The sequence below is a fragment of the Geobacillus sp. G4 genome, assembly GCF_040327975.1.
Lineage (GTDB): Bacteria > Bacillota > Bacilli > Bacillales > Anoxybacillaceae > Geobacillus > Geobacillus thermoleovorans.
In genome coordinates this window covers 1-12,710 of sequence record NZ_JBEPJY010000033.1, presented here as the reverse complement: position 1 = coordinate 12,710, position 12,710 = coordinate 1, and the positions used below count along the sequence as shown (strand labels likewise).

At 49.4% G+C, this 12,710-nt stretch carries 12 protein-coding genes; 3 read left to right on the top strand and 9 right to left on the bottom strand.

The annotated features are described in order from the left end of the window. Positions 1 to 263 precede the first annotated feature (263 nt). Positions 264 to 1,061 carry an IclR family transcriptional regulator gene (locus ABS784_RS16465; protein ID WP_033012940.1) on the top strand — a complete coding sequence of 266 codons (798 nt, stop codon included), beginning with the start codon at positions 264 to 266 and terminating at the stop codon, positions 1,059 to 1,061. A 159-nt stretch (positions 1,062 to 1,220) separates the two neighbouring features. Then, positions 1,221 to 2,159 carry an amidohydrolase family protein gene (locus tag ABS784_RS16460; protein WP_020279864.1) on the top strand — a complete coding sequence of 313 codons (939 nt, stop codon included), beginning with the start codon at positions 1,221 to 1,223 and terminating at the stop codon, positions 2,157 to 2,159. A 59-nt stretch (positions 2,160 to 2,218) separates the two neighbouring features. On the opposite strand, the gene ABS784_RS16455 is transcribed toward ABS784_RS16460, so the two are convergent. The 7 genes from ABS784_RS16455 to ABS784_RS16425 form a co-directional block, all read right to left on the bottom strand. Then, a complete protein-coding gene (locus ABS784_RS16455) occupies positions 2,219 to 2,803 on the bottom strand; it encodes an SAM domain-containing protein (RefSeq protein ID WP_033012939.1) in 585 nt (194 codons plus the stop codon). Positions 2,804 to 2,828: 25 nt separating this feature from the next. Further along, on the bottom strand, positions 2,829 to 3,254 hold the full coding sequence (locus tag ABS784_RS16450; protein ID WP_033012936.1) for an acyl-CoA thioesterase: 426 nt from the start codon (positions 3,252 to 3,254) through the stop codon (positions 2,829 to 2,831). Positions 3,255 to 3,270: 16 nt separating this feature from the next. Further along, entirely contained in the window at positions 3,271 to 4,494 is a 1,224-nt protein-coding gene (locus ABS784_RS16445) for an FAD-dependent oxidoreductase (RefSeq protein ID WP_318538792.1), read from the bottom strand. Positions 4,495 to 4,517: 23 nt separating this feature from the next. Continuing rightward, positions 4,518 to 5,969: an MFS transporter gene (locus ABS784_RS16440; protein ID WP_352513299.1), complete on the bottom strand. Its 1,452-nt coding sequence runs from the start codon at positions 5,967 to 5,969 to the stop codon at positions 4,518 to 4,520. A 22-nt stretch (positions 5,970 to 5,991) separates the two neighbouring features. Next, positions 5,992 to 6,855 carry a fumarylacetoacetate hydrolase family protein gene (locus ABS784_RS16435; protein ID WP_025948726.1) on the bottom strand — a complete coding sequence of 288 codons (864 nt, stop codon included), beginning with the start codon at positions 6,853 to 6,855 and terminating at the stop codon, positions 5,992 to 5,994. Positions 6,856 to 6,877: 22 nt separating this feature from the next. Then, entirely contained in the window at positions 6,878 to 8,443 is a 1,566-nt protein-coding gene (locus ABS784_RS16430; RefSeq protein ID WP_352513297.1) for a class I adenylate-forming enzyme family protein, read from the bottom strand. Between the two features lie 107 nt (positions 8,444 to 8,550). Beyond that, positions 8,551 to 9,645 carry a cupin domain-containing protein gene (locus tag ABS784_RS16425; RefSeq protein ID WP_033012608.1) on the bottom strand — a complete coding sequence of 365 codons (1,095 nt, stop codon included), beginning with the start codon at positions 9,643 to 9,645 and terminating at the stop codon, positions 8,551 to 8,553. A gap of 215 nt (positions 9,646 to 9,860) precedes the next feature. Between ABS784_RS16425 and ABS784_RS16420 the strand changes: the two genes are divergently transcribed. Then, the gene (locus ABS784_RS16420) at positions 9,861 to 10,643 is read left to right on the top strand and encodes an IclR family transcriptional regulator (protein ID WP_033012605.1); all 783 of its coding nucleotides are present in this window, start codon (positions 9,861 to 9,863) and stop codon (positions 10,641 to 10,643) included. Positions 10,644 to 10,803: 160 nt separating this feature from the next. Here the strand turns inward: ABS784_RS16420 and ABS784_RS16415 are convergent, their stop codons facing one another. Both ABS784_RS16415 and ABS784_RS16410 read right to left on the bottom strand, forming a co-directional pair. Beyond that, complete coding sequence (locus tag ABS784_RS16415) at positions 10,804 to 11,982, bottom strand: acetyl-CoA C-acetyltransferase (RefSeq protein ID WP_044737208.1); 1,179 nt, start codon at positions 11,980 to 11,982, stop codon at positions 10,804 to 10,806. Between the two features lie 18 nt (positions 11,983 to 12,000). After that, on the bottom strand, positions 12,001 to 12,630 hold the full coding sequence (locus ABS784_RS16410; RefSeq protein ID WP_352513292.1) for a class I adenylate-forming enzyme family protein: 630 nt from the start codon (positions 12,628 to 12,630) through the stop codon (positions 12,001 to 12,003). Between the last annotated feature and the right edge of the window lie 80 nt (positions 12,631 to 12,710).

The window sequence follows — 12,710 nt, the reverse complement described above, 5'->3', positions numbered from 1 at the left end:
ACCCAAGGAGTCCGGTTCATGTCTCCTTTTTTGTTTAGTTGTCAATTTATGTCAGTGAATTTGCTCATCTACAGTTAGAAATTCTTTTATCCCCATCATAACGACCTATTGTCCCGTATACAACATCGATGTTCTTATATATGAAACTATTAAAAAATTTTTTTATTTTTTGTTCCTAGATATCTGAAAATTCCTTCTTAATATGTTATGATATAAGAAATACTGTTCTTTCATATGAAACTATCAAAAAGGGGATAGACTCGATGAAGCACACTGCCGAAGACTATTTGCTTTCATCCGTCAAAAATGCTCTCCGCATTTTGCGCAGCTTCTCATTGGATGAACCAGAGAAAAAAGTGACGGAATTAGCCTCTTCACTTGGATTGTCAAAAAGCACAGTCAGCCGTCTTCTTCACACATTGGCCAGCGAAGGGTTCGTGACAAAAGATCCGGAAACGCAAAAATATCGGCTCGGCTTGACCATTTTGCAGCTGAACACGGTGTTGACATCCCACTTAGAAATCAACAGGGAAGCGCAGCCAATACTTAAAAAGTTAGTCGATGACTTGGGAGAAACAGCTCACCTTGCTATGCTTGACGATCAGAGCGTGATCTACATCCACCGAGTCGAAAGCCGTCAGCCTGTTCAAGCTCTTTCACACGTCGGTCGACGAAATCCGCTACATTGCACAAGTTCAGGCAAAGTGTTGCTTGCCCATCAAAAAGAGGAGGACATTGAGGCATACATCCAGCATGGATTGACCCAATTCACGTTGAACACGATGACGGATCCCCGCGTGTTGCGCGAGGCATTGCACGCCGTTCGACGTCAAGGCTATGCCATCAGCATCGAGGAACTCCGTGAAGGGGTCGCTTCCATCGCGGCGCCGATTCGCGACTACACCGGAAAAGTCGCCTACGCACTCAGCGTGATCGGACCAGTTCACCGCTTTCATCCATACAATCCTGGGGTCATCGCCAAAGTGAAACGCGCGGCGAATGAGATTTCGGAAAAACTCGGCTACTGGCCGCCGCCCTCGTCAACGAGGCAGCCGACATAATGATCTAGAGAGCCGGTGATTTAACAGAGAAAACGCTCCAATAAAAGACTTTCTCTAATTGAAAAACAGCGTAGAAAAAGCCTTTGGTTGCATTCACGAACCGATGATTTTCAAGAGACCATTGTTTTTCACCAACTTTTCTAGAGAGGAGAAAAAGCAATGGAAAAATGTTTTGATGTCCATACGCATTTCATTCCACCCGAAGTGATACAGTGGCTGAAAGAGGAGCAAACCCACATCCCTGTTCATTGGGATGACGAGGAAAAAATGTTGACCATCAACCGTCAGTGGGGGTTTCGCCTAAAGGAGGAATTCATCGATCTTCATGCTTATCTCGAGGCACAGCGGCGGGCGGGCGTTTCCCATTCGCTCCTCTCTCCCATTCCGCAGCTGTTTTTATATGACGTGGAAGCCGCCGTCACCAACGAGCTGGCGCGCCTTTATAACGATGCACTGCAGCGCTTGGCCTCAATCCATCCTGATCGCTTGTCGGCCTTGGCGACCATGCCGCTCAACGCCCCAGAACAGGCGGCTTTAGAATTGCGGCGAGCGATGAAAAACGGGTTAAAAGGGGCAATCATCGGCCCATCTGTCGGGCAGAAGCTCCTCACCAACGAGTCATTTATTCCATTTTGGGAAGAAGCAGATACGCTAGGCGCCATTCTGTTCATTCATCCGCTTCTTTGCGACGACCCACGCCTGAAAGGACGACGAATGGCGAATTTGATTGGCGTCCCTTGGGAAACGACCGTTTGCGCCGCCGATTTGCTGATTGGCGGCTGGCTCGACCGCTACCCGCACGTCCGCATTTTATTGGCCCATGGCGGCGGCTTTCTTCCCTATCAAATCGGCCGGCTACAGAAAGGGTATGACGTATGGCGCCCAGTGGCGTCTTCACTGCAAGCCCCGCCGCTCGACTATTTGCGCCGTTTTTGGTTTGACACCGTTCTTTGGGACAGCCGAGCGCTCGAACTGTTGATCGATCTCGTCGGTCAAGAGCGAGTGTTGCCAGGATCGGATTTTCCGTTTGACTTATCGCAATGGCCGCCTGTGCAGCCAAGCCTCGAATCCATCCAAGCTTTCTTAGACTTGCCATAACGGAAAACCAAAAGGGACGGATGTTCATCCCGTCCCCTTTGCTTGCGGCTATGCGCTGTCTAAAATAGATACAATTGTTCATCATCCATGCCTAACAGCCAATGCCCGTACTCAAATACACGCAACAGCGTACGAAACGGATTGGATCCCCATCCGTCAAGGTCGCTAACAGATTCCCAAGCACAGGCCATTCCCCCGATATACATGACCGAGCAGACAGCCGTTTTTACCACTGATGAGCCGTATTGATGGAAAACACGATACGCCGCATCAAAACAATTATGGAATAAATGAGCTGGAATTTCATCGACCAGCCTGGTCAAATATCCTTCTCTCCCTGCAGTGGCCGCCGCTTGCTTCATGTGTTCCGGGATGGGAAACAAAGAGCGCCATAACGGGCTTTTCGCCAAGTTTATTTTCGCTAAAGAAGGAACAACCATCCCTTCCTCTAGCCAATGGATACGATATTGTTTCAAATGAAAGCTATCCATCCATTCATGAATCGCTTCTTCTACCTCTTTCCGATAATGTGGAGTACCTGCATTGACAAACCAATCCATGTTTAACAATCCAGAAAGGACGGAAATCACTTGCTCAGTCGGCGGTCCATATTTCTCTTTTTCCATCTGCAACAAAGTAGTCATGATTCTCCTCCTAGTTGTTTTAGAACTATGTCTGAGACTCTACTGAACGAAAAGACAACCGTTCAACCAACACTTGTTTCACTTCGGTAGGAATCGGAACAGCTTTTGGCCTCCCATCAGCAAATGATGCCCACGCTCTCATCTCATACCCAACAGCAACCACTGTTTCACGTTCATAAAACTCGTGGACAATTTGAAATACCTTCTCTCGTAATTCCGTAATCGCTGAACAAATACGGACTTCTCCACCAAACACTAACGGGAAGCGAAACTGGCATTTGGCCTCCAAAATCGGCAATCCTATCTTCTGTTCAAATAGTATTGTTGTTGGATAGCCAAGTTCAGAAAAAAAATGATGCGTCGCTTCATCCATCCACTTATAAAAATTCGGGTAAAAGACAATTCCCGCCGCATCTGTGTCTCCCCAACGCACCTGAAAATGATAATCCATCCCTTTCCTCCTCCTTTCAATATTTTGTCGACAGCTGCGGCGGTCCCGATTTCGGCCCGTACGGCCCTTCATCAAGCCACTTGCCAAGGCGCGGCAAAATCGGTGCCAATGAAGCGGCCACTTCGCGTTTCATATTGATCGCTGGGTCCGTTCCTTGAATATGCTCTAACGCAATCCCCGCACAATCGCGGTTGTATCGCGCCGCGATCAGGCGCTCATTGGCAGCTGCGGCAATGGCTTCTTTTGCTTCTTCACGCGTGTTGGCCTGAAGTGCCGTCTGAATCGCCTTGGCCGCCATAATCGCATCCGGCACGCCGGAGTTCATGCCGCGGGCCCCGAACGGGGCGAACAGGTGAGCCGCTTCGCCGGCCAACAGCACACGGTGATGGCGGTCAGTGAGCGACTTCGCAACCACCTGGAAAAAGCGGTACGTCGACACCCAGGTAATGCGGTCGGCATATTTTTCCGGCATCACTTTCGGCAGCCATTGCTTCACGCCTTCCACACTGCCGAACTGCTCCGGATCATCGCCGTCAAGCAATTGCAAATCAATGCGCCACCCGCCGGCAAACGGTACAAAGAGGACGTTGCGCCCGTCCACAGCCGGATGCTGATAATGAAACACCCGCTCAAGCGGCAACGGATCGGCTTCATCTTCTTTGACATCAACGACGACAAAGTAGTCTTTCGTCCGCGGCCCTTCCATTTCGATGCCGACCGACTGGCGGACAGTCGAACGAGCCCCGTCAGCCGCAATGAGATAATCGCACGACCATTGTTCGCCGGATGCCGTGATGACAGTGGCTCCTTCCTCATCGGTCTGAACATCGAGAACCGGCGTCTCCCAAACAAACTCGACTCCCGCCTCCAGGCAAGCTTGATACAAAAACTTCTCCGCCTCGACTTGCGGCAAGCTTGTAAACGGTGGAAGCGCATTCGGATCAGGAGCCGGATACCGCTTCATATACACCTCCTTGCCGCGGAACAAGGTGCGCTTGATCGGCCATACGACGCCGTGTTTGGCAAAGGTCCTGCCCAACCCAGGGAAAATATCCTCTAAATGTTGCAACGTCGCCTTATGGAAGTAGATTGCCCGACTCCCCGGACGGAGGCGGTCTTTCGGCTCCGCTTCCAATACGGTCGCAGGAAGCCCAAAATGACAGAGCGCCAATGCGGCGGTTAATCCGATCGGTCCGGCTCCGACAACGAGGACAGGGCGTTTATTTGTTTTTTCTGTCATGCAAATATCTCCTTTCGTCAACTTCAATGGTTTACATCTGTTTCTTGGGCGTTTATTACAGTAGTTAGTCTACCTTCTAAACTAGGCTTTACAGCAATGACAAGCAGTAAGCTCGCTGCCATTAAAATACCATCAAGCAACAATGCACTTCCCCAGCTTCCTGAATGATCGCGCATGGCTCCTGAAATCACCGGCGCTAATAACGCTCCAATTTCGGAGAACAAATTCAGCATCCCAAACGCCGCACCTTTATATTTTGGCGGAGCAAAGTCAGCTGTAAGGGCATGGTTGACCGGTTGAAGCGCGAAAAAGAACACCCCGGAAGTAAATAAAATAAGAGACATGATTACCGGATTGCTGCCCCCTGACATGACATAAAAGGCAAAGATGAAAATGGAGACAGTCAGCAGCCCCGTCAACACTGCCAATACATTACGTTTTCCGTTGACTCCGTCAGCAAATCGGTCAGCTAACCTCCCCCCAAGTGGAAAGCCGATGAGACCTGCAACAGCATTAAACGAAGCAATTAACGCCGCTGAAACGAGCGTGCCTCCCCCAAAATCTTGAACAATGGCAACAGACCAGAAGCCGTAAAACCACAGATGCCATAAAACTGGAATAAACGAAAGATATAAAAGCAACAAATTGCGGCTTTTTAAGATCGGTCCGACTTCCTCGCTCTTTGTTTTATAAATATAAATGATATACAAAACGGCCAATACTGTTAAAACCAAGCCGATCGCTGTCGGCGATAATTGCATGGCATTCGTAGCATAGTACAAGGCCATGATGATGACCAAAAACAAAATGGAAGTTTGCATTAATTTTCCTACCGGTCGGCCATACGACTCCGACTGAGTCGTAAAACCGGCTGGTCTCATCCATTTGTACATCATCGCGCCAACGAGCAAAGTAATGATCCCCATGGACAAAAACGGTGCTTTCCATGCATGCGTCCCCATCGATGGCTGAAACAGTTGAATAACATATGGAGTAGCAATTGTCGCAATCGTTAACCCAAGCGTAAGGCCGGTCAGCACAACGCCCATCCCAAACCCGACTTTTTCCGGCGGCGTCACTTGGGTGATCAAGGAGCGGTCGTTCGAATAAAAGACGCCTTCCCCAAGCCCCGTAAGCACACGCAAGGCGATAAACGCTACCAAGCCACCGACCAACCCGGTCAACAGCGTCGTCACACCGGCCCATACAATGCTGATGACGACAATGACACGATAGCCAAATTTGTCGCCGAAATATCCACCAGGGAATTGCGTAAGCATATACCCAGCGAAAAACAAGCTGCCCAGCAATCCCCCGAGCGCATGAGGATTGGACGATTCTGCCAAAAACTCGACTTTATTTTCAATCATCCATGTGACGACAGGCCCTGTCAATGTTCGATCAATATAGGAGACAACCCATCCTAAAAAGAGCATTAACCATACAGTATGATACCGCTTCCATCTTCTTTCCATGAACAATCCCTCCCCCTTGCCTTTATCGCAATGCAGCCGTGTTGGAAGCCAAGGCAACGTGGACAGAATAGCCCCCGATCCCCTCAATTTCCATGCAGATGACATCTCCATCATGAATCGGTCCAACGCCATCCGGCGTTCCTGTCGTAATGACATCGCCCGGTTCAAGCGTCATAATGTGCGAATAAATTTCTATAAGCTCGGCAACAGAACAAATCATTTCTTTTGTATTGGCTTGTTGCCGAACTTCTCCATTGACTGTCAGCACCATATTGACGTTGTTGGGGTCGGCAATTTCCTCTTTCGTCACGATCCACGGTCCCATCGGTGTGAACGTATCAAATGACTTGCGCAAACACCGTTCCTCGTGGTGCGTTTCATCCGGACGCAACGTGACATCAATCAACCCGGTGTAGCCAAATATATAGTCGTAGGCGTTTTCCGCTTTGACGTTTTTCGCCGTCTTTCCGATAACAAATGCGAATTCCAGCTCATGGTCGAAACGGCGGTTCGGATCGGGCAAAACAATCGTGTCGCCGGGTCCGATGATGGAAGAAGGCGCTTTCAAGAAAAAGCCTAGCCCTCTTGCCGTATGCTCCACTTTCATTTCCTTTTGGTGGGACACGTAGTTGACAGGAGCCGCAACGATTTTCCCCGGTTTTTTCAACGGTTGGCGCAGCCGAACGTCCGCTAACGCATAAGCCGGGCATTCGTGCAAATGATTTTCGATTTCCAGACGATAGGCATCAAACGCGGCGATCAGCTGCGTCATCGGACAGAAACCGACACCTTGATGAAGACGGCCGAATAATCGGCTCCCAATCTCATAAATGACATCATCGACAATGACTCCGAGCTGAAAGTCATTAAACAGCGCTAGTTTCATATGGTTCGTCCACTCCTTTTCCCTACTTGACTTCCATCTGCGCGTATTGCTTGCGCAACATTCCTTTGCTCACCTTTCCTGATGCTGTCGTCGGCAGCTCATCCACGATTTTCAAATATTCAGGCAGTTTATATTTTGCCATTCCCGCCTTAAGCAAATATTGCTGCATGTCTTCGAGTGAAAACGTCGTTCCTTCTTTCAAGGACACAATCGCACAGCCGCGCTCTCCCAGCCGTTCGTCTGGAACTGCGATCACTGCCGCTTGGCGAATATGCGGATGCGAAAGCAACACTTCCTCAATTTCTGCGGCATGCACTTTCAGTCCGCCACGGTTGATAATGTCCTTTTTTCGGCTGACGTAATGAACGTAGCCTTCCTCATCTTTCCATCCTAAATCTCCAGTGAGGAAAAAACCGTCTTTGGTCATGAATTGCTGAGTCGCAGCTTCATTTTTATAATATCCTTTGAACAGCGAACGACCTCGAAAACCGATCTCCCCTACTTGCCCGTGCGGCAACGGTTGCTGATTCTCATCAAAAATGCCGATTTCCCCTGTTGGGCACGGCCGACCGACCGTATCGGAAGCGAGATACGGCTCATCATTCGGCCGCGTAAATGATCCCGCTCCAATTTCTGTCATCCCCCACTGAGCAGCGACGCTACAACGGAAACGCTGACGGAACGATTCGACCATCCAAGCCGGAATTTTTGTTCCCCCGGTTAAGACAAGACGTAGTTTTGATGGATATTCTTTTGTTTCATCCGTTCCTTTTAATATATCAATCAAATGGGCAGGTGCAGCTACACAAAAGGTTACTCCGTGCTGGCTGAAAGCATCTAAAACACGCTCAACCGAAAATTGCGATAACATCACTTGAGTAGCTCCGCTATAAAGGCCCATTAAAATCATCGGTAGGGAAAACATATGGCTCATCGGCGTCAAACAAAGCATGACGTCATCACCCGTCAATCCATATTCCTGCCCATTGTGCAGATGGGCAGGAATAAACGTTTCGTACGTATGGATGACAGCTTTCGGGTCAGATTCCGTTCCTGACGTAAACATCATGATCATTGGATCGTCCGGGGAAACCTCGCCGTAATCCGTCGAAAATCCGTTTCCTGTCAACATCTCCTCGAAACTATAGTGATCGGGCCGCTTTCTTTCCCCAACGATGATGATATGTTGCAACGTCTGAATCGTCTGCCGGAGCGATTCCATCATTTCCGCATGGTCGAATCCTTTCCATTCGTCAATGGCAATGACCGCTTTTACATGGGCAAACGAAAACATAAACGACAGCTCTTTTTGTCGATACACTAAGTTCACAGGCACCATGATGGCTCCAAGGCGCGCCAAGGCTAAATGGGCCACCGCAAACTCCCAGCTGTTCGGCAACTGCACTGCCACGGCGTCGCCTTTTTGCACGCCTAAATCTCTCAACCGCTCTCTCAACCGCTCAGCCAGTCGCAAAGACCGTTCGTTCACTTCCACAAAAGACAGTGCATGCTCACCATCGATCATGGCGGTCTTCTCCCCATAATGAACCACCGCGTGTTCAACAATGTCCTGCACCATATTCGGCATTTGGCCCTTCAACCGTACAACCCCCTCTTTTTGATTGGCGCATGCAGACGCAAATCATCTTGATCATTTAAAATCGCTAGGCACACCTTGAGAAAACGGTGTATATGTTAGACTTGGGAGAGTGGCTCGAATACATCAATGATAGATTGATAGCCGCCGTTTTTGTCATACGCTTCTTCTCTCTCCAAATCAAGCCGCTCCATGATCGGCAAATCATTAATGGAGAATAAATGGGCGTCTCCCTCTCCTGTATTGACATGCTCATGCCAACTCCAAGGCGGCAAAATGAAGAAATCGCCTTTCGCCCATTCAAATTTGACCCCGTTGATTATCGTGTATCCTTCACCGTCAAGAACGTGATACACGGCGCTATGGACATGGCGGTGCGCCTTTGTGTGCATGCCAGGGGTTAATTTCTGCATCGTCGTTCCAATGCGCAAGTCCGCTGATCCCCCGGTCAACGGGTTGATGTAATCGACCGCATAGCCGTCATACGGATTAGGATCAAGCTTGGACAAGTTCTCAAGCACTTGTTTCGTTGTTTTCCACTTATAGGCGATCAACGGAGAAGGGTAGCCTTTTCGCTTCCGGTCGGAAACCGGACGCAGCACCCCCGTTGCATATTTGAACGTTGAACCGTTATGAGGACCGGCAACGGGGAATACATCTTCGGAATACGTCTCAAAGAACGAGCCGGCAAAGTTTCTTACCAATCCAACATCGAGGCCGTCCATCCAAATAACCGGTTCCGTCCCCTCATGGCCATGATCGTGCCACGTCCATGCTGGTGTCAAAATCAAATCTCCGCGCTCCATATATGTTCGTTCGCCATCGACGGCCGTATAGGCCCCTTCGCCTTCAATAATGAATCGGATCGCCGATTGGCTATGGCGATGCGCAGGCGCCACTTCGCCTGGCAACAACAGCTGCACTCCGACGTACAGTGTGTTGGTCGAATAACCGATTAGACCTCGTTTCAATAGCGATGGATTTTGCAAATAAACGACTCGACGCTCGCTCTCCCTCCCTAAGCGAAGCAACTCTCCAGCCTCCAGCAAATGCTTGCGAATCGTCTCCCATTTCCACAAATACGGAACAACCTCGTGATCAGGCTCGGGCGTCACCATTTTTCCAAGCTTCTCCCACAACGGACCTAAATACACTTTCTCCAATTCTTCATTAAGACGCTCAAGCGCTTTCATTTTTGTGTTCTCCATTATTCCCTCTCCCTTCAATTCGCATAATGAATTGATAATTCATTTTTACACTTTAAATAATACAACAAACTCGAATATTTGTCAAACTATTTAAAATATACATACAAAGAATGTTCAATCTTCTCTCTAGCCTGGGCACCGGCTATCGCTTTATGTTACAATGAGTGTTGAAAATGAAATCGCTACAGAGGAGCACAATCATGAGAAAGGTAAATGTGGAGACGATTCGTTCAGTGGAACGGGCGGTTCAAATCTTGAACTGTTTTAGTTTTGAACGTCCTAACCTCTCTATTGAAGAGATCGTTGCGAAAACAAAACTAGCGAAAGCCACTGTTTACCGCCTGTTATGGACGCTCGAAACGCAAGGATTGATCCATTACGATCAAAAGGAAAACGTATACCGCCTCGGTTATAAAATGCTCGAATACGGAGGAATCGTTCTCGAAAATCTGGACATGCGGCGCGAGGCGGAACCGTTTTTGCATGACTTGCAGGCCCAAACAGGCTATACCGTATTATTTGCTGTACGCCAACAAGACAGCTTGCAATATGTCATCCGCCTCGACAGCGACGATGGCTTTCAGCCGCGCTCATACATCGGGCGCCGGCGCGTCTTGCATTACGGGGCGCTTGGAACGACCATCATGGCATACTTGCCTGATGAAGAAGCAAAGGGGATTCTCGAAAAATATCCATTGGAAGCCCATACGCCGAACACGATCGTGGACAAGCATCAATTTCTTGAGCGTTTGCGTGTCATTCGTAAAGACGGATTTTTTGTAGATAAGGATGAAACATTTATCGGCTTTACGGCGGTCGCCGCGCCCGTTTTTGATCGAACTGGCATCATCGGCGCCATCGGGCTGGCCGGCGCCACGTTTAAAATGGTGGAGACACTGCCCGAGCTGATCCGCCAAACGGTCAGTACGGCCCAACATATATCGAAACGGCTTGGGCATCTTCCCCATTACCCATCCCAATAGAAAGCGGCTTCTTTTCACCCGATTGATGCGTCATATAAAATCAGGCGGTTTTTCCTGTTGATCATGGAAAAACCGCCGTTGCGATCATTTGCTACTCGACTGCCGTTGTAAAGGTACTGTCCTTTTCTTTTTTGCGTTTACCAATCCTTCTCTTAGCCCATTACAGTCTCTCCCAAATTGCGGCAATACCTTGGCCGCCGCCGATGCATAGCGAAGAAGCACCGTATTTCTTTCCTCTTCTTTCCAACTCATAAACGAGCGTCAACGTGATGCGCGTTCCTGAAGCTGCCAACGGATGGCCAAGCGCGACCGCCCCGCCATTGACGTTACCTTTATCGTCGTCAAATCCCAGTTCTTTCTGGCAAGCCAAATATTGGGCTGAAAATGCTTCATTGATTTCGATTAAGTCGAGGTCATCAATTGATAAATTCGCTTTGTCGAGCGCTTGGCGAATCGCTGGAACCGGACCGATTCCCATGTACTGCGGCTCAACGCCGACGATGCCCCACGAAACGAGGCGGGCGAGCGGTTTCAATCCGCGCTTGGCGGCATAGTCCCCCGAGGCGATAACGACCGCGGCCGCACCGTCGTTCATCCCGCTGGCATTGCCTGGTGTCACGACTCCGTTTTCGAGAAAGCGCGGTTGAAGCGCCCTTAACTGCTCCAAACTGGTCTTCCGCGGATGCTCATCGGTGTCAACGATCGTTTCTCCTTTTTTTCCTTGCACGGTGACGGGGACAATTTCTTGACGGAAATACCCATTGGCCATCGCCGCAAGAGCCCGCTCATGGCTGCGGAGGGCGTGTCGGTCGGCCTCCTCGCGCGTAACGTGATACTTTTTCGCTAAATTTTCCGCTGTCATGGCCATGTTGCAGCCACCAACTGTGTCATACAGCCCATCCCAAACCCAATCTTCCACCGTCGGGCTGCCTAATGGCGTTCCCCAGCGCATTCCTCGAATGACGTGCGGCACTTGGCTCATGTTTTCGGTGCCTCCTGCCAGCACCACTTCCGCTTCCCCGGTTAAAATGAGGCGCGCGGCCATGATAATCGTCTCGAGTCCCGTTCCGCACAACCGGTTCACCGTCACAGCCGGCACGTCGATGGGCACCCCGGCCTTCAAGCCGACGTGGCGAGCAAGCAAGTGAGCATCCCGGCTTGACTGCTGGACATTGCCAAATACAACATGGTCGATTTCTTCTGGCTCGATTCCTGCTTTTTTCATCGCTTCCCGCGCCGCAATAGCTCCTAAATCGGTCGCGGAGATTTCACGAAACGAACCGCAAAATTTAGCAAATGGCGTTCGTGCTCCTTCAATCAACACAATATCCGTCGACATATTCTCCCTCCCAAATATTCAATATTCTTTTAACATTTCTTTTAATTTCCCCTTCTGAATTTTTCCGCTCCCCGTCGTCGGGAATTGATCAACAAAAACAACTTTGTTTGGAAGTTTATAGTCCGCAACCAATGGACGTAAAAACTCGATGATGTCTGCCTCGGTTATATGAACGCCTTCCTTGGGTTGAATAACAGCGCAAACTGATTCGCCTAATACTGGGTCAGGCAAGCCGACTACTGCCGAGGCGAAAACGACTGGGTGCTGCTGCAAAATCGTTTCGATCTCTTTGGGATAAATGTTGTATCCACCACGGATGATAAGCTCCTTTTTCCGTCCGATAAATCGAATATATCCGTATTCATCCATCATCCCAAGGTCGCCGGTATAATACCAGCCGTCCTCATCAAGCACCTCGGCGGTCTGTTCCGGCATGTTGTAGTATCCTTTCATGACACCAAACCCTCGGCAGGCAATTTCCCCAATTTCCCCTGGTGGAAGCGTCTCTCTCCGTTCATTGACAATCTTCACTTCATTTCCTTCCAGCGCTTTGCCGACCGTTTCAAATATTCGATCTTCTTCTGCCTCAAACGGAGTGATCGTAACAGAGCCAGTCTCCGTTGTCCCGAACGATATGCATAACGTCATCCCCCACGAGTGTTGATTATCCAAAATTAGACATACGCCTTCCATAAATTTGGGCATACTCAAACAAAGCAGCGGCCATC